The organism is Pseudomonas alliivorans, assembly GCF_017826695.1.
GTDB classification, from domain to species: Bacteria; Pseudomonadota; Gammaproteobacteria; order Pseudomonadales; family Pseudomonadaceae; genus Aquipseudomonas; species Aquipseudomonas alliivorans.
This window is the reverse complement of record NZ_JAFFZW010000005.1, coordinates 280,574-305,014: the sequence shown is the minus strand read 5'-3', so window position 1 is coordinate 305,014 and position 24,441 is coordinate 280,574. Positions and strand designations below refer to the sequence as shown.

Sequence of the window (24,441 nt, the reverse complement as noted above, 5' to 3'; positions counted from 1 at the left end):
TGTACAGCCAGCCGTTTGGTCTGTACATATCCTCCTGCAGGATCGATTAATTGAGCACAAGGCCGTCAGCTTATTCATGGCATCGAAATCGCTTCGTCATACTTTCCGCCGTTTGTGGGCGCTGGATAAATTCAGTTATAGCGTTCGAGTCTTCATTGCCCTGACCGGCAGCATGGCGCTGTGCTGGTATCAGAACGAAATGGCTTTGCTGATCCCGCTGTTCCTGGGGATTATCGCCAGCGCCCTGGCCGAGACCGACGACAGTTGGCAAGGCCGCCTCAACGCGCTGGCCGTGACGCTGGTGTGTTTCAGTGTTGCCGCCCTCGCTGTCGAATTACTGTTTCCCTACCCTTGGCTGTTCGTCTGCTCGCTGGCGCTGGCCAGTTTCTGCCTGACCATGCTCGGCGCACTGGGCGAGCGCTACGGCGCGATTGCCTACGGCACGCTGATTCTGTCGGTCTACACCATGATAGGCGTGGACCAGCGCGGCGGAGAGGTGCTGGATTTCTGGCATGAACCGATGCTGCTGGTGGCCGGCGCCGCATGGTACGGCCTGCTGTCAGTGCTGTGGCAGATGCTGTTTTCCAACCAACCGGTGCAGCAGGCGCTGGCCAGGTTGTTCCGCGAGCTGGGACAGTACCTGAAGCTCAAATCGACGCTGTTCGAGCCCATCCGTACCCTGAACGTGGAAGCCCGGCGTCTTGAACTGGCGCAGCAGAACGGCAAGGTGGTCGCCGCACTCAACGCGACCAAGGAGATCATTCTGCATCGGGTCGGCAGCGGTCGGCCGGGCTCGAAAGTCAGCCGCTACCTGAAGCTGTATTTCATCGCCCAGGACATCCATGAGCGCGCCAGCTCATCGCACTATCCCTACAACTCGTTGACTGACGCGTTTTTCCACAGCGACGTGCTGTTCCGCTGTCAGCGTCTGCTGCGCCAGCAAGGCAGTGCGTGCGAGGCGTTGTCCGAATCCATCCAGTTACGTCAGCCGTTCGTCTATGACCCCAACTTTGCCGAGGCCATGGAAGACCTGCATGCCTCGCTCGAACACCTGCGCATCCAGAGCAACCCGGCCTGGCGCGGGCTGTTGCGTTCGTTGCGCGCCCTGGCCGCCAACCTCACCACTCTGGACCGGTTGATCAGCGACGCCAGCAACCCGGATGCGTTAGCCGACGCCACCGACAGCAGCCTGCTGGACCGCTCGCCGCGCAACCTCAAGGACGTGTGGACACGCTTGCGCCTGCAGATGACGCCCACTTCCCTGCTGTTTCGTCACGCGCTGCGTCTGCCGCTGGCCCTGACGATCGGTTACGCGATGGTGCACCTGATTCATCCTTCGCAGGGCTACTGGATCATTCTGACCACGGTCTTCGTCTGCCAGCCAAGCTACGGCGCGACCCGGCGCAAACTCGGGCAGCGGATCATCGGCACCGCCATCGGTCTGACCGTCGGTTGGGTGTTGTTCGATCTGGTCACCAGCCCGATTCTGCAATCGATGTGCGCAGTGCTGGCCGGCGTGGTGTTCTTCGTCAACCGGACCACGCGCTACACGCTGTCGACGGCTGCGATCACGGTCATGGTGCTGTTCTGTTTCAATCAGGTGGGCGATGGCTACGGGCTGTTCCTGCCACGCCTGTTCGATACGCTGCTGGGCAGCCTGATCGCAGGGCTTGCGGTGTTCCTGTTCCTGCCTGACTGGCAGGGTCGACGCCTGAACAAGGTGCTGGCCAATACCCTGACCTGCAACAGCATCTATCTGCGTCAGATCATGCAGCAATACGCCAAGGGCAAGAGCGACGATCTGGCGTATCGGCTGGCCCGACGCAATGCACATAACGCCGATGCGGCGCTGTCGACGACGCTGGCCAACATGCTGATGGAGCCAGGACACTTCCGCAAGGAAGCCGACGTCGGATTCCGTTTTCTGGTGCTGTCGCATACGCTGCTGAGCTATCTGTCCGGCCTGGGCGCGCACCGTGACACGCAGCTACCCGGCGATGTTCACGAGTACCTCATCGACGGCGCAGGCGCCAGACTGGCCGCCAGCATCGACGAAATTGCCCGCGGTCTCGCCGAGAAACAAAGTGTTGCCGTGCAGAGTGATGAAGAAGAGGCACTGGCCGGGCAGCTTGAGCAGATTCCGGAAGAGATGGATGAAAGCCAGCGACTGGTGCAGACACAGCTCGCGCTGATCTGCCGCCAGCTGGCACCTCTGCGCACCCTCGCCGCTCATTTGATCAAAGCGCCGCAGGCTGTCCCAGACCATGCCGTATGAACAGCTCGTCGTAACTGCCGTCGGCTTTCATGGCGGCAATTTCCCGGTCGAAGTCCGCGACAATCTCGGCATGCTTCGGGTGCTTCAGACTGACCAGAATATGCAGGCCGTTCTCGCTCACTGAGCCGGGCAGAAATTCCACCCGGTCACGTACTTCCTCCGCCTCCAGCGACAGGCTGTAGCGGGCCACGTATTCGTCTTCGATCGCCAGGTCCACGCGCTCGGCCGCCAGCATGCGGATTGCCGTGGAGAAATTCTGCACCGGCACCTTTTGCAACAGCGGGTCGTTGTCGAATTCAGGCGAGTAGGCATAGCCGCGCACGATCGCGATCAGGTAGGCGTGCAGTTGCTGATGATTCAGGAGCGTTATGGGCGAGTCTTTTCGCTTGAGCAGGCGTATGCGGTTGACCAGATAAGGCTGGGAAAACTGCCCGATCAGCGTTCTGTCTTCGCTGAACCAGGCATTCACCAGCACATCATGACGCCCCTCGCTCACGCCCAGCAGGGCTCTGGCCCATGGCGCCTGCTGATACTCGACCGTGTAGCCGGCACGCTTGAGCGCGGTGCTGACAATGTCGGTCGCAAGCCCGCCGTTTTGCAGCAGAGCGTCGGTGAACGGCGGCCAAGGGTCAGCAACGATGCGCAGCCTTTCACCGGCATTGGCGGATGCCATCGCCAACATCACCAGCAACCCCAACACTCGAAGCAGGTACGGCATGCTTTGATTCCTGGAAGGACAGCTTGCCGGGTCGATATCTGACAACGGCGAGTCCACCCTTCATAAGGATGACTCTGACCCTGAGTGAAGACCCAAAACCGCTATAAAACAAGTCAAAAACAGGCAGCAATGCCTGCTTCGTCGCGGCGCAGGATCGGCTCGTTTGCAGACGATCGGGCTGGCCGCTGTTGCGATGCCCACCAGCACGATAGGATTGCCTCCCTGTATACAGTTTCAAGCCTTGAACACCGGGGCTGTTTGACCTGCGCGAGCGCGGATCAAGAGCTGACGAAGCGTTTCCGATTTCCGAAAAGTACGCCCATGCGAAATGATGAAAATATCCACCCCGAAGCCGCAGTCGCTCCGGGCTATCTGGCCAACCATGCTGAACGCGTTTTCAACCGGGCCGTCGAGGCCGCACTCAGGCCTCACGGCATCTCGCTGGCGTTGCTGGGGCCCCTGCTCTGGCTGTCATGGCGAGGCCCGATGCTTCAACGCGATCTGGTGCATGCCTCTGCCATCAAGCAGCCTGCCATGGTGGCGATTCTGGACAAGCTGGAGGCTGCAGGATTTGTCGAGCGCGCGCCCCTGCCAGAGGATCGCCGGGCATCGACGGTCAGCATCACAGAGCAAGGAAAACAGATCGCGGCCGTGGGCAAGCAGGTCCTGCTGGACACCAATGCACGCGGTGTTGACGGATTTACGCCTGAAGAGGCCACAGCGCTCGTAACGCTGCTTCATCGCTTCATCGGCAATCTCGAATAACGGGCAACATATATCACAAGTGATTGACTTTATATCATGCGTGATATTAAGTGCGGGCATTAGGAGTCATTCTCATGCCCAAACGAATTCTTATCAGCGGCGCAAGCGTCGCAGGCAACACCACCGCCTGGTGGCTCTCGCGTAACGGCTTTGATGTGACCGTCATCGAAAAGGCGCCCGCCTTTCGTGATGGCGGCCAGAACGTGGACGTACGCGGCGCAGGCCGAGAGGTTCTGCGCCGCATGAATCTGGAGCAAGCGGCGCTCGCCCTCAATACTGGCGAAGCAGGCACTGACTGGGTCGATGAGCAGGACAACGTCATTGCCCGCTTTGCCGTCGAAGACATCGGCGATGGTCCGACGGCTGAACTGGAAATCATGCGCGGCGACATCGCGCATATGATTTATGTACCTGCCAGCACCCGCGCCACCTATCGTTTTGGCGAGCGCATTGAAACGCTCGAACAGGACGCGTCCGGCGTAACCGTCAACTTCGCCAGCGGCATGCAGGAACGCTACGACCTGGTGATCGTTGCCGAAGGCGTCGGCTCGCCCACCCGCGAAAAGATGTTCCCGGGAGAGAGCACGCCCCGCTGGATGGACATCACCATCGCCTACTTCGGCATTGCCAAAACGGAACAGGATGGTGAGTTTGCCCGGCAATACAACACGCTCGGCGGCATCGGCGCGACGTTGAAGCCAGGTCGGGGAAACAGGGTCCATGTCTACATGGGCATGCAGAAGAAACCGGAAGGCGAAAACCTGTGGAGCCAAGAACGCCAGAAGCAGTTTCTGGCCGAGAAGTTTGCCAATGCGGGCTGGCATTTTCCGCGCATTCTGGACGGGATGTTCAAAACCGATGACTTCTACTTCGATGTGCTGCGTCAGGTCAGGATGGACCGCTGGTCCAACGGCCGCGTCGTTCTGACGGGCGACGCGGCATGGTGCGCCACGCCGCTTTCCGGCATCGGCACGACGCTGGCGGTGGTCGGAGGGTATGTGCTGGCGGGTGAGCTGTCGAAAACAGACGATCTTTCCGCTGCGTTGGCAGCCTATGACCGCGTGATGCGACCATTCGTGAAGGAAGGACAAGGCCTGCCGAAAGCCGTCCCGCGCATGCTCTGGCCCCACACCCGCAGAGGACTGGCGCTGCTGCGTGGTGCCATGCGGCTGGCGGGCAGACCTTCAGTGAGAAAGATTTTTTCACGGCTATTTCTTCGTGACTCCGAAAAAGTGAAATTGCCGGATTACGCAAACGATCAGGCCAGGTAACCGGCAGCAGGCTTGAACGGCAGGTCGCGAACGCGCGCGCTTGTTCGCCCATCTGCCAGCGTTTATTGGGAATGACGCCAGATGCGTTTAGACTTCGCTTCTGGTTTCTCTGCGAGTCGGCAACATGTCTATCAAATGGATCTGCAAACACCACACCGAGCTGAACATCCAACAGCTTTATGCCGTGCTGAAACTGCGCGCCGAGGTGTTCGTGGTGGAACAGCAATGTGTGTACCTGGACGTCGACGGACAGGACCTTACAGGCGACACCTGCCACCTGATGGCGTGGCAGGAAGATCAACTGGTCGCGTACCTGCGCCTGCTCGACCCTATCCAGCAAGGCGGCGACGTGACCATCGGCCGCGTGGTCACGGCACCCTCGATTCGCAGCAAGGGCATCGGCCATGAGCTGATGGTCCAGGCACTGGAACACGCCGAACGCAAATGGCCAGACCAGCCCATCTACCTGTCAGCACAGGCGCACCTGCAGGGCTACTACAGCCGTTATGGCTTCAATCCGGTGGGCGAGGTCTATTTGGAAGACGACATCCCCCACATCGGCATGCGTCGGGATCTGGAGTGAGGCAGCCGATCTGCATCAGCGTCAATACTGGCTATGCGGCGGAATCTCAGAATCCATATCCGTAGATCGAGCCACCCGCAGCGCGGCGAACGCACGCTTCGTCACGGATAACCCAACACCGCCTTGATCGTGGTCAGGTGATGAGTGATCCAGTCGCGATCGATGGCGCCCCAGTCGATGATGCGGTATCGCCCGGCATGGTTGCGGGCGCCGTCCTGTTGTTCAAACTCGCACTGGATGTCCAGATCAGCCAGTGCGGCGATGGTGTCCTGTGCGGTGCGGCGTGGCATGCCAGTCACTTTTTCCAGTTCCGGGACGCTGCTGGCGAGCTGACAGTCGATCAGGTACGCCACGTAAAGGCGGCGGTAGAAACTGCTTTTGGTCTTGCTGACCTCCATCGTCGTATCCTTCAATGCGTTGTTCAGGTGATCGATCCAGAGGCGGATTGCAGGTCGCGGTACGTCAGGTAAACGCGCAAGTCGAATTCCAGCTGGTGGTAAGCGGGCAGCATGTGTTCACACAGTTTGTAGAACGCCTTGTTATGGTCCGACTCACGAAAGTGCGCCAGCTCATGCACCACGATCATTTGCAGAAATTCCGGCGGCGCGTCCTTGAACAGCGACGCCACGCGAATCTCGTTCTTGGCCTTGAGCTTGCCGCCCTGCACTCTTGAAATTTTAGTATGCAAGCCAAGCGCACGATGGGTCAGGTCCAGACGATTATCGAATAGAACCTTGTCGATACTGGGCGCATTGCGCAGATGATCCTGCTTCAACGCCAGCGCATAGGCATACAGGGCCTTGTCACTCTGCACCTGATGACGCGCCGGGTAGCGTTGCTGCAGGTAGTCGGCAAGCCGACCCTGCGCGATCAGTTGATGCACCTGATCCTGCAGCGCCTGAGGGTAGGCCTGCAGGTATTTGAGTGGAGCGTGGCTGGTCATGACGTCGGGGCACAGGCTTGAAAAGACGCCAGTCTACCGCACTCAGCCCCGTTTCAAGCCTGGCACCTCAAACTGTGCCGGGAAGTGCAGCGTTTCCTCCGCCAGCATCGGATGGGCGATGAAAAACCCCTGTACGGCCTGGCAGCCGCTGTCGGCCAGCCACTGGTACTGCTCCTGGGTCTCGACGCCCTCGGCAATGATCAGCATGTCGAGGTTGCGGGCCAGATCAATGATGCTGCGCGCCATCGCAGCCTCTCGCGGCGAGCCCAGAATATTGGCCACGAAATGCCGGTCCAGCTTCAGCGTGTCCAACTGCAGATTGCGCAGATGCGACAACGAGCACTCGCCGACACCGAAGTCGTCCAGCGCGATCCGTACCCCGATGTCATGCAACTCGGCCAACTGCTTGTGGCTGTGTGAGAGGTTGTGCACCAGCGAGCTTTCGGTGATTTCGACCTCCAGCTGACCCGGCCTGAGGCCGAACCGATCCATGGCGCGCTTGAGTTCCGACACCAGATTAGGCATGCAGAACTGCGTGGGGCTGACACAGACGCTCAGTACGACATCGGACGAAAACACGCCGTTCCAGACTTGCCGCTGCTCCGCGCCCTGATCGAAGATCCAGCTGCCCAGCTTGTTGATCAGCCGGGTTTCTTCCAGCAACGGAATGAACAAGGCCGGAGGGACATCCCCCACCGCAGGGTGCTGCCAGCGCAACAGCGCCTCGAACCCGCGCAGTCGGCCGTCCGCCACATGGATCTGAGGCTGATAGACAACCGAGAAATCCTTGCCGTCGATGGCCGTGCGCACACTTTCTTCCAGCATCAGTCGCGAACGGGCACGGCCGTTCATGTTCTGGTCATAGAACCGGTACTGCTGTCGCCCTGCCCGTTTGGCCTCGTACATGGCGATATCCGCAGCGCGCAGCAATCCGTCCAGGTTGGCCCCGCAATCGGGATAGGTGGCAATCCCGACGCTGGCGCCCATGCTGATCTCAACACCGTCGATATGCCGACGACCCGAGACACGTTCGATCAGCTTTTCCGCGATTTTGGCTGCCTGTTCGGGGTAGTCGAGCCCGTCGATGACCACCGTGAACTCGTCACCACCGATACGCGCCAGAACATCGTAGGGCCGCATGCTTTCTTTGAGTTGGTCCGCCACCCAGAGCAGAATCTCATCACCCGCGTCATGGCCCAGCGCGTCATTGATCTGCTTGAAGCCGTCGAGGTCCATGTACAGCACCACGAGGTACTTGCCGACCTGATCGTTGCGCCCGAGCATGCCCTCGACAGCCTGATAGAAACCGCGTCGATTGAGCAGCCCGGTCAGGGCATCGGTGACGGCCTGCTTTTCCAATTGCTGATACAGGTCACGCACCACTGACATGTCGAGAACGGTCAGGACCATGGCTTTCTGCTCGGCAGGCAACGCCGCGCAGGACAGCGCGACCGGCAACTGACGCCCCTCGGTCGTCCTCAGGATCGCGTCATGCACACGATAGGTATCGGCACGTCGATAGTGCTTGTAGAAACCCGAATCCAGCCAGCCTGCGACCTGTGGCTCCTGAATGTAATCCAGCAGCCGAGTGCCACACAGTTGTTCGACGGTGGCGCTCAGCAGAAAACAGATGGCGGGGTTGGCGAAGCTGATAATGCCTTGTTCATCCACGACCAGAATGCCTTCAGCCACATTGGCCAGCACCGAGGCATTGAACGCTCGGGCCGACTCCAGTTCCTGCGACAAAGCCTGCAGTGCACGACGGTTGCGCTGCTGCTCCAACAGGGTCTGAACCTTGGGCTTGAGTATGTTCGGGTCGAAGGGCTTGAACAGGTAATCCGTCGCGCCGCTGGCATACCCCTTCTGAACCGCATCCTTGCTCTGCTCGTTGGCGGTGAGAAAGATGATGGGCGTGAGACGGGTACGCTGGCTGCCCCGCATCAGACGGGCCACCTCGAAGCCGTCCATGCCTGGCATCTGCACGTCCAGCAGCACCAGATCCACCTCCTGCTCCAGCAGAATGGTGAGGGCCTCGATGCCTGAACTGGCGGTGACGATATGCCAGTCCGTCCTTTGCAGGACAGCGCACATCGTGACCAGGTTTTCCGGATAGTCATCTACAACCAGTAACACTGAGGAGCCATCGGCTGGCCCGAATTGCGCGCGTTCCATGCTGCTTCTCTAATCTGTGGTACGACGCCTGAAGTTCAGGAAGACCGCCATACATATGAAATCAACTCTAGCCGTGTCTTGGAAAAAGCAGAAGCTAGCTATCTGTTTGCCATCATCAAACTTCAATTAACCGACTAACGGTCATTTCCTGTAGGCCCCACCCACACTGCCCTGTAGGAAAAGTGACAGCACTTTGACGTCATTCAACCGGCAATTTTGCATTAACAAATTGTCCTACAACCCGTATAAAGCCACGCTGAAACCCTCTGGCTAGAGGCCTCCCCTGCTGGCAAACAGACATATTCGGATGGACCAAAATGATAGATCTTGCGACGTGGCAACTCAGCATTCCGGTAGGCTCGCCACCCAAGACCATTGAGACCTCACAATTGGTAAAGGGTTACGACGGCAAATACTTCGAATCCACCTCAAAATCGATTTTTTTCTGGGCACCTGTTACGGGTTCCAAAACCGAAAACGCCAAATACGCACGCAGCGAGCTGCGTGAAACCTGGCCTGACGGCACTTTGCGTAACTGGATGTACGGCGATGCGGATAATTTCCTGAATGCCACGCTGGAAGTGGATCAGGTGCCTTCTTCCGGCAAGATCGTCATCGGTCAGATACATGCGTACGAAAGTACCGAGCCGATGCTCAAGGTCGAGTATCAGTACAAGGAACAGGACAAGGCGGGCGATATCGTGGTGAAGGTGCGCAAACGCTTCGACGACGATAAGAGCAAGGTCTACAAGATTGCCGAAGGCGTGCCGCTCAACGAGAAATTCAAGTACATCATCCACCTGAGCCCAGGCGGCCAGCTGAGCGTCAGCACGCGGGACGTGAACTGGGATACCCAGATCAGCTCGAGCTGGCGAGACAAGCCGCTTTATTTCAAGGCGGGCGTCTACACCCAGGATCACACCGGCTACAGCAGCGAAGGCGGCAAGGCCACGTTCTACAACCTGGACATCGACCACAACAAGACCTGAACGACACGCCACTCCATAAACGAAAACGGCCCGCACTCATCAGAGCACGGGCCGTTCTTTATGGACGCTGAAACGTGGCGGATCAGCGGTTGGCCTGGAAGTCCTTCTCGGCCGCCAGGAAGCGCGCCTGCATCGATTCGGAAGCGCCCTTGCCGATCAGGCTGAACACCACGATGGCGATACTGGCGAAGATGAAGCCAGGAACGATTTCGTACAGGCCCATCGTGCTGAACTGCTTCCAGAGCACGACGGTCGCGGCACCTACGATCACACCAGCCAGCGCGCCGTTACGGGTCATGCCTTTCCACAGTACCGAAATCAGCACCACCGGACCGAACGCAGCGCCAAAGCCTGCCCATGCATAGCTCACCAGACCCAGCACGCGGTTTTCCGGGTTGGCGGCCAGCAGAATGGCGATGATCGCGATCAACAGCACCATGCCACGGCCGACCCAGACCAGTTCCAGCTGCGAAGCGCCTTTGCGCAGGTAGGCTTTATAGAAGTCTTCGGTAAGCGCGCTGGAGCACACCAGCAACTGGCAGCTCAGCGTGCTCATGACCGCTGCAAGAATGGCCGACAGCAACACACCTGCAACCCATGGGTTGAACAGCAGCTTGGCCAGCTCGATGAACACCCGCTCAGGGTTTTCGGTGACAGGACCTGCAACATCCGGGTTCGCGGAGAAGTACGCGATGCCGAAGAAGCCAACGGCCACGGTGCCGCCCAAGCAAAGGATCATCCACGCCATCGAGATCCGCCGGGCACTGGCGATCGACTTCACGGAATCTGCCGCCATGAAGCGCGCCAGAATGTGCGGCTGGCCGAAGTAACCCAGGCCCCAGGCCAGCAACGAGATGATGCCGATAAAGGTGGTGTTCTTGAACATGTCGAAGCTGGTCGGATCCTTCGCTTCGATAGCCAGGAAGGTCGTGTCCACACCGCCTGTCGCGAGCAGCACGATGATCGGTGTCAGGATCAGCGCGAAGATCATCAGCGTGGCCTGCACGGTATCGGTCCAGCTCACGGCCAGAAAACCGCCGACGAAGGTGTACGCGATGGTCGCTGCCGCACCGGCCCACAGGGCGGTTTCATAGGACATGCCAAAGGTGCTTTCGAACAGCCGTGCGCCGGCGACAATGCCAGAGGCACAATAGATGGTGAAGAACACCAGGATCACGACAGCCGAGATGATGCGCAGCAAGCCGCTGTTGTCTTCGAAACGGCTGCTGAAATAGTCCGGCAGGGTCAGGGCATCACCATTGTGCTCGGTCTGCACACGCAGACGACCGGCCACGAACAACCAGTTCAGGTAGGCACCAGCGATCAGGCCGATGGCAATCCAGCTCTCCGACAGACCCGACATGTAGATGGCACCCGGCAACCCCATCAGCAGCCAGCCGCTCATGTCCGAAGCACCGGCCGACAAGGCGGTAACCACGCTGCCCAGGCTGCGCCCGCCAAGAATGTAATCCGAAAGATTGTTGGTGGAGCGATAGGCCATCAAGCCGATCAGGACCATTGCCGCGATGTAGATCACGAACGTGATCAAGGTTGGGTTACTGACACTCATGAGTTCTGCCTTGGCATTGTTTTTATGTTGGCACCTGATGACCAAGGGGTGACAACTGAAACTCAGCCTGCCCACGCCCTTGCACCCGACACCGCGCTGACTGTCCACTTCATTCGAATGAAAGGTCAATGACTACGGTTGCACCGTGGGAACGAATCCTATTAAACAACTTAAACAAGGTGCAACCACTTTCATCAGGCAAGTTGCACCTGCTCTGAAAAACCCGATTCGGGTGTTAAGACGCCCTATTTTGGGGCGGCAAACCGCCTTTGATCAAATAAATCCGCACCTCGAAAGAGCAACTCACTGTTTTTAATCACAAACCGGCAAAACCAGAGCGAAATATTTTGAAAAATAAGGTTGCACCCGGTTGCACCTCATACCAGTGCGAGGCTAATCTGCATCAAAGCCGATGCCACGTCAGTAGTGGCTACAATGAGGACAATACATGGCCACCACCACGCTGGGCGTCAAGCTGGACGACCCGACCCGCGAGCGATTGAAAGCAGCCGCCCACTCCATCGACCGGACTCCGCACTGGTTGATCAAGCAGGCGATCTTCAATTACCTGGAAAAGCTGGAGAGTGGTGCAACCCTGCTGGAACTGAACGGTTCGTCGAGCAAGGACAGCGATGATCGTGGCGAGCTGGCCGACGACGCGGGCCTGCAATGCTTTCTGGATTTTGCCGAAAGCATCCAGCCGCAGTCTGTTCTGCGTGCCGCCATCACGTCCGCTTACCGTCGCCCCGAGCCTGAAGTGGTGCCCATGCTGCTGGAGCAGGCGCGTCTGCCGGTACCGATGGCTGAAGCTGCCAACAAACTCGCGGCCTCCATCGCCGAGAAGCTGCGCAACCAGAAAAGCGCTGGTGGCCGTGCCGGTATCGTTCAAGGCCTGCTGCAGGAATTCTCGCTGTCGTCGCAGGAAGGCGTCGCCCTGATGTGTCTGGCCGAAGCGCTGCTGCGTATTCCGGACAAGGGCACTCGCGACGCACTGATTCGCGACAAGATCAGCAACGGCAACTGGCAGCCGCACCTGGGCAACAGCCCGTCGCTGTTCGTCAATGCCGCCACCTGGGGCCTGTTGCTGACCGGCAAGCTGGTCGCCACGCACAATGAAACAGGCTTGACCTCATCCCTGAGCCGCATCATCGGCAAGAGCGGCGAACCCATGATCCGCAAGGGCGTGGACATGGCAATGCGCCTGATGGGCGAGCAGTTCGTTACCGGCGAAACCATCGGTGAAGCACTGGCCAACGCCAGTCGTTTCGAGGCCAAGGGTTTTCGTTATTCCTATGACATGCTGGGTGAAGCCGCTCTGACCGAACACGACGCGCAGAAGTATCTGGCGTCTTACGAGCAGGCTATCCATTCCATTGGCAAGGCCTCACACGGTCGCGGCATTTATGAAGGCCCGGGCATCTCCATCAAGCTGTCCGCGTTGCACCCTCGCTACAGCCGCGCCCAATACGAGCGCGTAATGGAAGAGCTGTACCCGCGCCTGCTGTCCCTGACCCTGCTGGCCAAGCAATACGACATCGGCCTGAACATCGACGCTGAAGAAGCGGACCGCCTGGAGCTCTCGCTGGACCTGCTCGAACGCCTGTGCTTCGAGCCGCAACTGACCGGTTGGAACGGCATCGGTTTCGTGATCCAGGCGTACCAGAAACGCTGTCCTTACGTGATCGACTATGTGATCGATCTGGCCCGTCGCAGTCGTCATCGCCTGATGATTCGTCTGGTGAAAGGCGCTTACTGGGACAGCGAGATCAAGCGCGCTCAGGTCGAGGGCCTGGAAGGCTATCCGGTGTACACCCGCAAGGTGTACACCGACGTGTCTTACATCGCCTGCGCCCGCAAGCTGTTGGCAGCACCGGAAGTCATCTATCCGCAATTCGCCACACACAACGCACACACACTGGCAGCGATCTACCAGATTGCCGGTCAGAATTATTACCCCGGCCAGTACGAATTCCAGTGCCTGCACGGCATGGGCGAACCGCTGTACGAACAGGTTGTAGGCAAGGTCGCCGATGGCAAGCTGAACCGTCCGTGCCGTGTGTACGCACCGGTCGGCACCCATGAAACGCTGCTGGCTTATCTGGTGCGTCGCCTGCTGGAGAACGGTGCCAACACATCATTCGTCAACCGCATCGCCGACCACAGCATCTCCATTCAGGAACTGGTGGCCGATCCGGTCAGCCAGATCGAAAGAATGGCAACGCAGGAAGGCGGTTTCGGCCTGCCGCACCCGCGCATCCCGTTGCCACGCGACCTGTACGGCAGCGAACGCGCCAACTCCAGCGGCATCGACATGGCCAACGAACACCGTCTGGCGTCGCTGTCTTCGGCCTTGCTGGCCACTGCACACAACGACTGGAAAGCCGCACCGATGCTGGGCTGCCCGGCCAGCGAAGGCGTTGCCAACGCGGCACTGAACCCGTCCGATCTGCGTGACGTGGTCGGCCATGTCCAGGAAGCCACCGTTCAGGATGTCGACAACGCCATCCAGTGCGCCCTGAGCGCCGGTCCGATCTGGCAGGCCACGCCGCCCGCCGAACGTGCCGCCATTCTGGAACGTGCCGCCGACCTGATGGAAGGCGAGATCCAGCCGCTGATGGGCCTGTTGGTCCGCGAAGCGGGCAAGACCTTCGCCAACGCCATTGCCGAAGTGCGCGAAGCCGTGGACTTTCTGCGTTATTACGCCGTCCAGGCACGCAATGATTTCACCAATGACGCCCACCGCCCGCTGGGTCCTGTGGTCTGCATCAGCCCGTGGAACTTCCCGCTGGCGATTTTCAGCGGTCAGGTGGCAGCTGCACTCGCCGCTGGCAATCCAGTGCTGGCCAAACCTGCCGAGCAGACGCCACTGATCGCCGCCCAGGCGGTGCGTCTGCTGCTGGAAGCCGGTATTCCTGAAGGCGTGGTGCAACTGCTGCCGGGTCGCGGTGAAACCGTCGGTGCCGGGCTGGTCGGCGACGAGCGCGTCAAAGGTGTGATGTTCACCGGCTCCACCGAAGTCGCCCGTCTGCTGCAACGCAATGTGGCCGGTCGCCTGGATTCGCAGGGTCGTCCGGTTCCGCTGATCGCCGAGACCGGTGGCCAGAACGCGATGATCGTCGACTCCTCGGCGCTGACCGAACAGGTGGTGATCGACGTCGTCTCCTCGGCCTTCGACAGTGCCGGTCAACGCTGCTCGGCACTGCGCGTGCTGTGCCTGCAGGAAGACTCCGCCGACCGCGTCATCGAAATGCTCAAGGGTGCGATGGCCGAAAGCCGTCTGGGCAACCCTGAGCGTCTGTCCGTGGACATCGGTCCGGTGATTGATGCCGAAGCCAAGTCCGGCATCGAGAAACACATTCAGGCCATGCGCGACAAGGGCCGCACCGTGTATCAGGTGGCCATCGCCGACAGCGCCGAACTCAAGCGCGGCACTTATGTGATGCCGACGCTGATCGAGCTGGAAAGCTTCGACGAACTGCAACGTGAAATCTTTGGTCCCGTGCTGCACGTGGTGCGCTACAAGCGCAAGGAACTGGACCAGTTGATCGCTCAGATCAACGCGTCCGGTTATGGCCTGACGCTGGGTGTGCACACTCGGATCGACGAGACTATCGCCAAGGTGATCGACAACGTCCATGCCGGTAACGTCTATGTGAACCGCAACATCGTCGGTGCCGTGGTGGGTGTTCAGCCGTTCGGTGGCGAAGGCCTGTCCGGAACCGGTCCGAAAGCGGGAGGCCCGCTGTACCTGTACCGCCTGCTGTCGACCCGTCCACAGGATGCCATCGAGAAGTCGTTCGTGCGCGGCGACGCATTGTCGGCTCCGGACCTGCGTCTGCGTGAAGCGATGAGCAAGCCGTTACAGGCACTGAAAACCTGGGCAACCAGCCATCAGAACGCTGCACTGGACGTGCTGTGCAGCCAGTACGCCGAGCAATCGCAGAGCGGCATCACCCGTCAATTGGCGGGCCCGACCGGCGAGCGCAACAGCTACGCGATCCTGCCGCGCGAACAGGTGTTGTGCCTGGCGGATGACGAAACCGATCTGTTGACCCAACTGGCCGCAGTGCTGGCGGTGGGCAGCTCGGCGGTCTGGCCGGAAACCGAGATCAGCAAACCGTTGCGCGCCCGTCTGCCTAAAGAAATTCAGGCACGCATCAAGCTGGTCCCTGACTGGACCAAGGACGAAGTGATCATCGATGCGGTCCTGCACCACGGCGACTCGGACCAGTTGCGCGCCATCTGCGAGCAGATCGCCCAGCGCAGCGGTGCAATCGTCGGCGTCAATGGCCTGTCTCACGGCGAGACCAACATCCCGCTGGAGCGTCTGGTGATCGAACGTGCGTTGAGCGTCAACACCGCAGCGGCGGGGGGTAATGCGAGCTTGATGACGATCGGCTGATACAGGGCAGCGTTCTCTGGATACTGGAACCAGGCCGGGAGGACTGCAAGGCGCTGAAAGTGCGGGCATCGCGCGTCATCCACGGGTAGTCTCGTGTGTGCGTGATGCCTGCAGAAACGTGACTTCCAGCGTCATCCTTTCATTGGCAGACCTGAACTATTTGTCACTTGTGCATGAATCAAACAACGGCGCCTAATACGTGAAAATCCCGACATAAGAACAACCTTCTGGTACCCGCTACCATGCAACGTTTGATTTCGTTGGCGTTAGGTTTGATGTTGTATGTTGGCCAAGCGCATTCCGAGACGAACGTGCGCGAAGAACAACTTCTTCTGCCGATACACGCAGGAGCCCATGTAGAGAACATAGAGGCACTGGTTGTCCGTCCGGTTGACGGCGAAAAGCTTCCCATCGCGCTCATTGTCAACGGTTCATCGGCCGAAGATCCGTCAGCGGCCCATGCTGACTGGCTCTCGAGCATGGCACATGACTTCGCTCATCGAGGCTGGCTGGCCGTCTCAATGGTATGGCCAGGGTATGGTCATTCGACAGGCAGGTTCATGAATGAGGGGGGAAACTGCGCAGCCCCTCAAGTGGCCGACTTTCTAGAGGCGCACGGGGAAGAACTCGGCGCTGCGTTGGCGGCTCTGCGCCAGCGACCGGATGTTGACCCAACGTTGGCGCTGGGTGTCGGCATATCCATAGGTGGGGCTTCGATGCTAAACCTGGGTGCCCGATCCGGACATCCGCTGGCGGCAATAATCAATATTTCAGGGGGTGTCTACCACTATTCCAAAGCGGGGACCGCCGATCCGGACTGTTCTTTATACCAGGCGGACCTGATACGAACGGTCACGCGATTCGGCGCTGGGAATTCGACCCCCACGCTTTGGATTTATGCCAAAAACGATCCTTTTTTTGGCCCGGATCTGGTCGATCAAATGATCGCAGGTTACCGCTCGCAGGGTGGGGTAGCTGATCTCGTCATGCTTGCGCCATTTGGCAAGGACGGGCACACACTTTTCAAAAATGAAGCCAGTGTACTTATCAACCCTCACATCGACGATTTCCTGAGGCGCAACCGGTTACCCGCGATGAACCATAGTGCGTTAATGCCTCTTCTCTCAAGACTGATACCCACTGAATCCACCAGAGCGCAGACCTATCTCCTCAGCGTCACAGAAAAGGCGATGGCAATGTCCGGAAACTCCAGCAAAATTTACTGGTACTACGGTGCTCGCACAATCGATGAGGCGCGAGAAAAAGCGCTCACTCGCTGCCGGAAAGACAATGGTGACTCCTGTCGAATCGTCGTAGAAAACCAAAGCCTGATAGCTGGCTGGCAGGCTGTGGTGAGCCCGCCGAGCAAGTAGAGGTGTCAAATTGACGTATCGCGAAGCGTTGGGTTTATTCAACAGGCCGTGAAACGCTGCCCTTCCTATCGGGCAAGTCCCGCGATACCCACTGCCCACTGCCCTTCATCACCCGCATCAATCTTGCTACCCCCTCCTCGTTCAGCCGCCTAGACTGAAGCGACATCCAGTCAAGGTGCGTTGCCATGTCCGAGTCGCTGCTCAGTTCCCGTAATCTGGCTTTCGAGTTGTATGAAGTGCTGGATGCCGAAGCCCTGATTCGCCGCGAGCGCTTTGCCGAGCACACGCGCGAGACGTTCGATGCGGCGATTGGCACGGCACGGACCATTGCCGAGAAGTACTTCGCGCCGCACAACCGCAAGGCTGACGAGAACGAGCCACGCTATGAGCATGGCGCCGCGGTGCTGATCCCGGAGGTCAAGCCTGCGGTGGATGCTTTTCTGGAAGCGGGTTTTCTCAATGCAGCACGCGATTTCGAGGCAGGCGGCATGCAGTTGCCGACGCTGCTGTCGCAAGCCTGCTTCGCGCACTTTCAGGCCGCCAACGCCGGGACCACTGCGTATCCGTTCCTGACCATGGGCGCGGCGAATCTGATCGAAAGTTTCGGCAATGACGAGCAGAAACAGCGTTTTCTGCAACCGATGATCGAAGGCCGTTTCTTCGGCACCATGGCGCTGACCGAACCTCACGCAGGCTCTTCCCTGTCCGACATCCGCACCCGCGCCGAACCCGCCGCAGAGGGTTCCTACCGGTTGCGCGGCAACAAGATTTTCATCTCGGGTGGCGATCACAACCTGTCGGAAAACATCGTGCATATGGTGCTGGCCAAGCTGCCGGATGCACCCGGTGGGGTGAAAGGCATCTCGCTGTTCATCGTGCCCAAGTTTCTGGTCAATGACGACGGCAGCCTCGGCAGACGTAACGACGTGCTGCTGGCCGGGCTGTTTCACAAGATGGGCTGGAAAGGTACGACTTCGACTGCGCTCAATTTCGGCGACAACGGTGAGTGCGTCGGCTACCTGGTCGGCAAGCCGCATCATGGCCTGAGCTACATGTTCCAGATGATGAACGAAGCGCGCATAGGTGTCGGCATGGGTGCGGTCATGCTCGGTTACGCAGGCTATCTGTACTCGCTCGATTACGCACGCGAGCGGCCTCAGGGTCGGCTGCCGGACAACAAGAGTCCGGACAGCGCACCCGTGTCGATCATCCAGCACACCGATGTACGCCGCATGCTGCTGACCCAGAAAGCCTACGTGGAAGGCGCATTCGACCTGGGCCTGTACGCCGCCCGCCTGTTCGACGACGCGCAGACGGGCGAGACCGAACAGATGCGCCAGCAAGCCCACGAACTGCTGGACCTGCTGACCCCCATCGTCAAATCCTGGCCGTCGGAGTTCTGCCTCAAGGCCAACGAGTTGGCGATCCAGATTCTCGGCGGTCACGGTTATACCCGCGAGTATCCGGTCGAGCAGCATTACCGGGACAACCGGCTGAATCCGATCCATGAAGGCACCCACGGCATTCAGTCGCTGGACCTGCTGGGCCGCAAACTGGCGCAGAACGGCGGTGCCGGTCTCAAGCAACTGGTCAGGCTGATTGCCGACACCGCACAACGCGCCAGCGCCCACAGTCAGCTCGATCATCTGCGCCAGCCGCTGGAGCAACTGGTAACCGCCCTGCAAGGCGTGACCGTCGGCCTGCTGACCGACCTGGCACAAGGCAACGTAAATGTCGCACTGGCCAACTCGGCGCTCTACCTCAAGGCATTCGGGCATACCGTGATCGGCTGGCGCTGGCTGGAACAGGCCATTCGTGCCGAAGAAGGACTGAGCAAAGGCAACGCGGCCGACGTCGATTTCTATAAGGGAAAACTGCAGGCCGCGCGGTACTTCCTGACATGGGAAGTACCGGCGTGTCATCACGAACTGGCGATACTGCAAGCCCGTGATGACGTATGCCTGTCGATGCAGAACGAGTGGTTCTGATTCGGCGCCAGGCGGGTGTCATTCACGCAGCCACTGCGGGAGGCGACTTGTGGGCGATGCGGTGAATCAAGCGCAATATCAGCAGCTGAACTGACACTGTCGCACCCTGCCTGCTTCAGAACGTTTACATCACAATGAACCCTGTCCCTGAGGCGGGAAGAAGGTATCGACCAGCGCTTTCGCGTCATCACCCAGTTTCGCGGCGTAGGCCTCGCGACTGAAGAGTTCTCCGGTACGCAGGTCGTAGGCGGGGCCGGTGACCTGCTCCACCGGCACCTGCCTGAGCTGAACGTTCATGAAGCGGTAGTTGGCACCTGCCACTTCTTCAACACGGCTTATCTCGAAATAGTTGCCCGGCAGGAACAACGATTCGACTTCACTCGGGCTGTTGGAAAACGGGCTGATCGGGGTTGCCGTCAGATATTCCTTGGCGGGCAGTTCGAAAACGACCGATGTGTCATCAAAGACGATTTCCCCTTCGTGCAAGGTCGACACCACGCCACCCTGGCTGCTGGCGAAGACGCGTGCGATATAGGGATTCTCGCTGAACGAGGTGATATCGGTATTGACCAGGACATCCCCGACCTTGAGGTTGCCCTTGCGGAAAACCTCGCCCGAGGTGCCACGCTCGCCACTGCCGCCGCGATACAACGGCACATCGTTGTTGTGCTGGATCTCCCCGACATCTTCGACCAATGTCTCCAGTGCCTCGATCTGATCCGCCCCTTCAGGTATGCCTGTGCGCAGAAACTGGTTATAGGCGTCATCGTCTTCGGTGTATCGAGTGATCGCCCCGCCGTAGTAATCATCTTCAGGTGTCTTGAAGACCCGATGCTTGTCCTGCCACGCGTCGATGACGACATCTTCGCCCTCGGAATCGGAAACCACTTCCTCGTCAGAGGCCATCTCATAGATGTTGATCACGTCCCTTTGCCGGTGGTTGCCCGCGATGGAGAGGCGCTGTTCTTCCGCCACATTGAACTGCATGTGCGTATCCCAGAAGTCCGAGGACGTAGTGATGTAAGGCTTGGCACCCTCAACAGGAGGGTTGCCGCCACGCAGCACAGGCTTGCGAATCAGTTCCCATTCATCCAGCTCATTCAGGCGCACAGGACGCGCGCCGTTGAAGGCAAAGGGATTCTCAGGATCGACAATGGCCCAGGTCTTGAAGTCCTGCAGATAACGAACCCGATAGGGAAAGTCCCCCAACATGATCCAGGTCTGGTCATTTCCCAGAACATGGATGCCTCGGGCATGCTCTCCCACGGCAGGCGGCGCATCTTCCAGCAGTTCGTTACCTTCAAGGCCGGCCAGCGCGACCGCTTCGTCTTCAGGGACCGGCGCAAGCTCGGCGCTGCGACCGATACTCACCAGCATCGGCAAATTGAAGAGCAGGTAGACCGAATTGAGAACCGCTCCGAGCACGCCGGACTTTCGCAGTTGCGCAGTGCGCCCGTTGACGGCCTGATCGATGTTCAGTCCGACGCTTGCGATACCTGCGCCCACCAGACTCAACGCGATCGGCCACGCCAGCGACGACACGCCACCCGCCAGCCTGATGAACGCACTCAGGTAGCCAATCCACATCTGCTTGCGCAGGCTGGCACTGCTGGTCAACTGGTGGTGAATATCCTCGTTCATCTCCTGGTGCGCCGCGTCGCGCAGATGCTCGAACACAGGTTTCGGACTCGCCGGGACGTGGCGACCGATCAACGTTTGATCGACAGACCATGCTTTCGCAAAGCGTTTGGCGAGCTTTGCGCCCAACGCCCTCTTCTGTTGCTCTTCACGCACGAAGTGCGACACCAGCGCTGCCCTGTCGGCAGGCTGGGCGACCCGGGATTGCAGCCACTGATAAAGAGCCTGTTCGTTGGCAAACCGCTGAAACGCCGGCTGAGCGCCCGCGGTGTAGAGAATCTGCCTCCCATGGGCGTCAGTGACCAGCAACATGTCCCTCGATGCATGGCCGGCGAGTTCCAACACTCGCAGGGATACGCCGGACGTGAACGCCTTGTCTTTCTGCACTGCCGCCCATGCATCAGAGGTGTCGCCGCTGCCATTGACGGCAGTGAGCACAGTTTCGAAGTCATCCGTCTGCAGTTGTTTTTTGCTGACCGCAAGGCCTGCCGAGGACAACAGGCTTATCCTGGCGAAGGTACAGAAATCCTGACCATGATCACGCCAGAAAGCATCGGCCTTGCGCTTGCACTCGACGGCAAAATCCTGCGCCCAGAAATCCTTCAGCACATCGCTGGGCAGAACCGGTACTTCGTTGTGCTCGTTGTAGAAACGCTCGCCGGGACCTGCGTGATAGAAGCCGCTGTAGGTGTTCATCTCGTCGACGGCAACGTTGTCACTGGCGCTGAAGCGATGCATCACCAGCTCAATCAGGGTCATCGATTCGGAGGGCGGACCGACATGTTCCCATCCGGAAAACGTGCGGCCGCTGTTATCTGCATTCGTGAATCGATGCCAATAGACCTTGCCCGGATCGAGCACCTTGTCGGTGTGCCGGGCAATGATCGTGCGCGCAGCCTGAAAGGCCAGGCTGTAAAGGTCCGGATAAGCGCCCATCAGCGCGGCCGCGCGCGCTTTGAGCGCCTTGTCTGTCCAGACATCGACAGCATCCGTTGTCGTCGGGGTGTTGTGAGTTGTTGAGTGCATGACGTCCTGTCTTTGCTCTTGAGGAAAGTCATGCACTAAACCAGCTTGTCGGGACCCGTTTGAGGTAACTATTTACGTTGAAGCCAGGCGGCCGTCATGACAGAACCGACCCATCCTGCGGATAAAACACGTCTACAAGCGGTTTACCTGCCGCACCCAGCCGGGCGGCATAGCGCTCGCGGCTGAACGGTTCACCGGTGCGCATGTCCAGCAGTTTGCGTCCGGCCACAGGTGCAGGCACTTCCTTGATTCGCACCCTCATGAACCGGTAGAACGCGCCCCGTACCTCATCGAGGTGTTCGATCAAAAAGTAGCGTCCGGGCAGGAAGATCGACTCTGCCTCTCTGGGGCTGGATGAAAAGGGCGCGATGGGCGTTGCGCCCAGGTACTGTCCGGCAGGCAGTTCAAAAACCACCGATGTGTCATCAAAGCTGACCGGGGCCGAAATGGATATGGCGTTGACGCCCGCCTGGCTACTGGCGAAGGTTCTGGCCTGATAGGGGTTTTCGCTGAACGAGGTGATATCGGTATTGGTCAGTACATCACCGACCGCGACCTGACCGCTTCGAAAGAACTGACCTGACGTGCCCCGCTCGCCGCTTCCACCGCGATACAGCGTGACGTCATTATTGAAGCCCAGCGTCCTGACATCCTCGACGAAGCGTTTGATGTCCTCAACCTGCTCGGCGATATCAAACGCGCCCGTCGGCTGGCCTTCTCCAAACACAGCCCCTGTGCGCAGGTAGTGATTGTAGATCCCTCCGTTATGGGTGTAACGGCGAATGCTCTGCGCCTGGTAGGTCGCATCGTGGGTCCTGAACACCCGGTGCTTCGCGCCCCACAGATCAATGTGCACGTCTTCGCCCTCGGAGTCGGAAACCACCTCTTCATCCGGCTCCATCCGAAAGATATCCATGACCGCTTCCTGACGTGCGATAGCCACCTCCGCCAGACTCCTTTCATCGTAAACGTTGATCAACATGTAGTGATCCCAGAACGCTGACCCCGTCGTGCCATAGGGAAGTGAGGCTGGCTGAGCGTCTGCCGCCGAAGGCACGTCCTGAGGCGAGCCGCCCGACAGGCCCGGTCTTGCGAGCGGTTGCCACTCGCCGTGCTCATCCAGCGCCACCAAAGGGCCGGCAGAAAAGGCAAAGGGGTTATGCGGATCAATCACCTGCCAGCGCCCCAGCGACTCATTGAAGCGTACGCGGTAAAACAATCCGCTCAGCCTGATCCAGGTTTCGCCGTTGACACGTTGGTAGACGCCTCGCAGCCTTCCTTCGGCCACAACGGGCATTACACCTTCGAGCGTCACTTGGTTGCCGTTGAGATTGGCAAGGGTGTCTGCAAGCGACGGTGGTGCCAGCGTGTCGGGCAAACCCTCCGCCGCACGACTCAAGCCCGTCACCAACGGCAGGTTGAACGCCAGATAAAGAGCATTGCAGATGCAGCCCAGCACCCCGGCCTTGCGTTGCGCTGACGTTTTGCCGAGCACCGCCTGATCAATGTTCAGCCCGAGGTTGAAAGCGCTCGCCCCGATCACTGCCAGGGCGACCGGCCAGCCCAGCAGCGCAAGATTGCCGGTGACTTGCAGGAAAGCGTCGAGATAGCCCATCCACAGTCGCTTGCGCAGTTCGACGTTACTGGCCAGCAAGACATGGGCATCAGCGGTCATTTCGTCTCTCGCCCTATCGCGCAGAGATTCAAAAGGATCGCCGGGGATGGGCGCCTGGATCTGATTGACCAGCCCTTGCCCCGAATGCCAATCGTGAGCGAGCAGGCCTTCGATACACCGGTCGAACGCAGCGCCAGACGTCTGCTCGGCTGAAGGGCGAATGAAGTGGCTGCGCATTTCGCTGCGCGTCCGGGCGGCGGCGAACTGCGCCTTGAGCCAGTCGAACAGTTCCTGCGGCCCGGCAAACCGGTGAAAAGGCTTGCTGTCACCGGGTACGTAGAGAATCTGCGCGCCGCGCTCATCAACGATGCGCAGCACATCCCGCGCCTTGAAGCCACCGACATCCAGCCAGTGAAACGCTGCTTTTGTGCCGGATGCCATGACAGCGCCAAGGGACGTCAGGGTCGGCGTGTCGCTGTTTTCATCCAGCATCAAACTGATCAGCCATTTGAAGTCAGCCGCCGGGATCTGTCTGTTGCGAAGGCATCGCCCTGCCGCCGCCAGAAAGTCGGCCTTGGCCAACAGGCAGAACGTTTGCCCATGAAGGCTCCAGAAATGCTGCAGTTTGCGCCGGTAACCGGTGCTGAAATCCAGCGCCCAGAAATCATTCAGTACGTCCTGAGCGAGCAATGGCACTTCGCAGGTTTCATTGAACGTGCCATGGTCAGCCTTTACCGAATAAAAACCGCCCCAGGACGAAAGCTCGTCACTGGCAACCTGATCCTGCGGACTGAAGCGGCGTATCACCAGTTCGACTATCGTCATTGACTCCACCGGCGTGCCGAAATGCTCCCAGCCGGTAAACGTGCGAGGACTGCTGACAGCAGTGCTGAACCGGTGCCAGTAGACGTTATCGGGGTTGAGTCGTTTGCCCGTTCGCTTGTAGACAATGGCCTGCGCAGCCCGCCGCGCCATGTCGTACAGGTCGGGATAGTCGGTAACGTACTCGTGGGCTTTTTTTCGAAGCTGTTGCAGGTCTGTAAGGTGTGACCGTGTTGTTTCAGAAGTCATGGCTTCCTGTTCCTCTTGGGATGGAAGCCACACGTGATCAGA

The 24,441-nt window shown here is 59.3% G+C and carries 15 protein-coding genes; 8 read left to right on the top strand and 7 right to left on the bottom strand.

The genetic code is table 11. The annotated features are described in order from the left end of the window. Positions 1–76: 76 nt before the first annotated feature. On the top strand, positions 77–2,275 hold the full coding sequence (gene yccS, locus JTJ32_RS16120; protein WP_099229453.1) for a YccS family putative transporter: 2,199 nt from the start codon (positions 77–79) through the stop codon (positions 2,273–2,275). Here the strand turns inward: yccS and JTJ32_RS16115 are convergent. Further along, the gene (locus JTJ32_RS16115) at positions 2,238–2,993 is read right to left on the bottom strand and encodes a substrate-binding periplasmic protein (RefSeq protein WP_210042624.1); all 756 of its coding nucleotides are present in this window, start codon (positions 2,991–2,993) and stop codon (positions 2,238–2,240) included. The two genes, yccS and JTJ32_RS16115, sit on opposite strands and share 38 nt — an antisense overlap. 321 nt (positions 2,994–3,314) lie before the next feature. Here JTJ32_RS16115 and JTJ32_RS16110 point away from each other — a divergent pair, with 321 nt between their 5' ends. The 3 genes from JTJ32_RS16110 to JTJ32_RS16100 all read left to right on the top strand — a co-directional run bounded on the left by JTJ32_RS16110 (position 3,315) and on the right by JTJ32_RS16100 (position 5,612). Beyond that, positions 3,315–3,758 (top strand): MarR family winged helix-turn-helix transcriptional regulator, encoded by a 444-nt coding sequence (locus tag JTJ32_RS16110; RefSeq protein ID WP_210042623.1) that lies wholly within the window; start codon positions 3,315–3,317, stop codon positions 3,756–3,758. 74 nt (positions 3,759–3,832) lie between these two features. After that, positions 3,833–5,029, top strand: a complete 1,197-nt coding sequence (locus JTJ32_RS16105) for an FAD-dependent monooxygenase (protein WP_210042622.1) — start codon at positions 3,833–3,835, stop codon at positions 5,027–5,029. 124 nt (positions 5,030–5,153) lie between these two features. Beyond that, positions 5,154–5,612 carry a GNAT family N-acetyltransferase gene (locus JTJ32_RS16100; protein ID WP_099229449.1) on the top strand — a complete coding sequence of 153 codons (459 nt, stop codon included), beginning with the start codon at positions 5,154–5,156 and terminating at the stop codon, positions 5,610–5,612. Between the two features lie 101 nt (positions 5,613–5,713). Here the strand turns inward: JTJ32_RS16100 and JTJ32_RS16095 are convergent, their stop codons facing one another. Genes JTJ32_RS16095 through JTJ32_RS16085 form a run of 3 tightly spaced genes read right to left on the bottom strand, consistent with a single transcriptional unit; the run spans position 5,714 to position 8,727 of the window. Further along, positions 5,714–6,010 (bottom strand): winged helix-turn-helix domain-containing protein, encoded by a 297-nt coding sequence (locus tag JTJ32_RS16095; protein ID WP_210042621.1) that lies wholly within the window; start codon positions 6,008–6,010, stop codon positions 5,714–5,716. 23 nt (positions 6,011–6,033) lie between these two features. After that, entirely contained in the window at positions 6,034–6,555 is a 522-nt protein-coding gene (locus JTJ32_RS16090) for a YgjP-like metallopeptidase domain-containing protein (RefSeq protein ID WP_099229447.1), read from the bottom strand. Between the two features lie 42 nt (positions 6,556–6,597). Next, complete coding sequence (locus JTJ32_RS16085) at positions 6,598–8,727, bottom strand: two-component system response regulator (RefSeq protein ID WP_099229446.1); 2,130 nt, start codon at positions 8,725–8,727, stop codon at positions 6,598–6,600. A 317-nt stretch (positions 8,728–9,044) separates the two neighbouring features. Here JTJ32_RS16085 and JTJ32_RS16080 point away from each other — a divergent pair, with 317 nt between their 5' ends. Further along, complete coding sequence (locus JTJ32_RS16080; protein ID WP_099229445.1) at positions 9,045–9,716, top strand: polysaccharide lyase family 7 protein; 672 nt, start codon at positions 9,045–9,047, stop codon at positions 9,714–9,716. An 82-nt stretch (positions 9,717–9,798) separates the two neighbouring features. On the opposite strand, the gene putP is transcribed toward JTJ32_RS16080, so the two are convergent. Then, a complete protein-coding gene (gene putP, locus JTJ32_RS16075) occupies positions 9,799–11,286 on the bottom strand; it encodes a sodium/proline symporter PutP (protein WP_210042620.1) in 1,488 nt (495 codons plus the stop codon). Positions 11,287–11,734: 448 nt separating this feature from the next. Between putP and putA the strand changes: the two genes are divergently transcribed. From putA to JTJ32_RS16060, 3 genes are all read left to right on the top strand, one after another. Further along, a complete protein-coding gene (putA, locus tag JTJ32_RS16070; RefSeq protein ID WP_210042619.1) occupies positions 11,735–15,688 on the top strand; it encodes a trifunctional transcriptional regulator/proline dehydrogenase/L-glutamate gamma-semialdehyde dehydrogenase in 3,954 nt (1,317 codons plus the stop codon). Between the two features lie 242 nt (positions 15,689–15,930). After that, positions 15,931–17,061: a DUF4189 domain-containing protein gene (locus JTJ32_RS16065; protein ID WP_210042618.1), complete on the top strand. Its 1,131-nt coding sequence runs from the start codon at positions 15,931–15,933 to the stop codon at positions 17,059–17,061. A gap of 185 nt (positions 17,062–17,246) precedes the next feature. Beyond that, positions 17,247–19,049, top strand: a complete 1,803-nt coding sequence (locus JTJ32_RS16060) for an acyl-CoA dehydrogenase (protein WP_210042617.1) — start codon at positions 17,247–17,249, stop codon at positions 19,047–19,049. Positions 19,050–19,178: 129 nt separating this feature from the next. Here JTJ32_RS16060 and JTJ32_RS16055 read toward each other — a convergent pair whose 3' ends face one another. After that, positions 19,179–21,713 (bottom strand): dermonecrotic toxin domain-containing protein, encoded by a 2,535-nt coding sequence (locus tag JTJ32_RS16055; RefSeq protein ID WP_210042616.1) that lies wholly within the window; start codon positions 21,711–21,713, stop codon positions 19,179–19,181. A 94-nt stretch (positions 21,714–21,807) separates the two neighbouring features. After that, positions 21,808–24,399, bottom strand: a complete 2,592-nt coding sequence (locus JTJ32_RS16050) for a dermonecrotic toxin domain-containing protein (RefSeq protein ID WP_210042615.1) — start codon at positions 24,397–24,399, stop codon at positions 21,808–21,810. Positions 24,400–24,441 lie beyond the last annotated feature (42 nt).

Coding starts and splice junctions, on each gene's coding strand:
- yccS (WP_099229453.1), top strand. CDS start 77: ATGGCATCGAAATCGCTTCGTCATACTTTCCGCCGTTTGTGGGCGCTG.
- JTJ32_RS16115 (WP_210042624.1), bottom strand. CDS start 2,993: ATGCCGTACCTGCTTCGAGTGTTGGGGTTGCTGGTGATGTTGGCGATG.
- JTJ32_RS16110 (WP_210042623.1), top strand. CDS start 3,315: ATGCGAAATGATGAAAATATCCACCCCGAAGCCGCAGTCGCTCCGGGC.
- JTJ32_RS16105 (WP_210042622.1), top strand. CDS start 3,833: ATGCCCAAACGAATTCTTATCAGCGGCGCAAGCGTCGCAGGCAACACC.
- JTJ32_RS16100 (WP_099229449.1), top strand. CDS start 5,154: ATGTCTATCAAATGGATCTGCAAACACCACACCGAGCTGAACATCCAA.
- JTJ32_RS16095 (WP_210042621.1), bottom strand. CDS start 6,010: ATGGAGGTCAGCAAGACCAAAAGCAGTTTCTACCGCCGCCTTTACGTG.
- JTJ32_RS16090 (WP_099229447.1), bottom strand. CDS start 6,555: ATGACCAGCCACGCTCCACTCAAATACCTGCAGGCCTACCCTCAGGCG.
- JTJ32_RS16085 (WP_099229446.1), bottom strand. CDS start 8,727: ATGGAACGCGCGCAATTCGGGCCAGCCGATGGCTCCTCAGTGTTACTG.
- JTJ32_RS16080 (WP_099229445.1), top strand. CDS start 9,045: ATGATAGATCTTGCGACGTGGCAACTCAGCATTCCGGTAGGCTCGCCA.
- putP (WP_210042620.1), bottom strand. CDS start 11,286: ATGAGTGTCAGTAACCCAACCTTGATCACGTTCGTGATCTACATCGCG.
- putA (WP_210042619.1), top strand. CDS start 11,735: ATGGCCACCACCACGCTGGGCGTCAAGCTGGACGACCCGACCCGCGAG.
- JTJ32_RS16065 (WP_210042618.1), top strand. CDS start 15,931: ATGCAACGTTTGATTTCGTTGGCGTTAGGTTTGATGTTGTATGTTGGC.
- JTJ32_RS16060 (WP_210042617.1), top strand. CDS start 17,247: ATGTCCGAGTCGCTGCTCAGTTCCCGTAATCTGGCTTTCGAGTTGTAT.
- JTJ32_RS16055 (WP_210042616.1), bottom strand. CDS start 21,713: ATGCACTCAACAACTCACAACACCCCGACGACAACGGATGCTGTCGAT.
- JTJ32_RS16050 (WP_210042615.1), bottom strand. CDS start 24,399: ATGACTTCTGAAACAACACGGTCACACCTTACAGACCTGCAACAGCTT.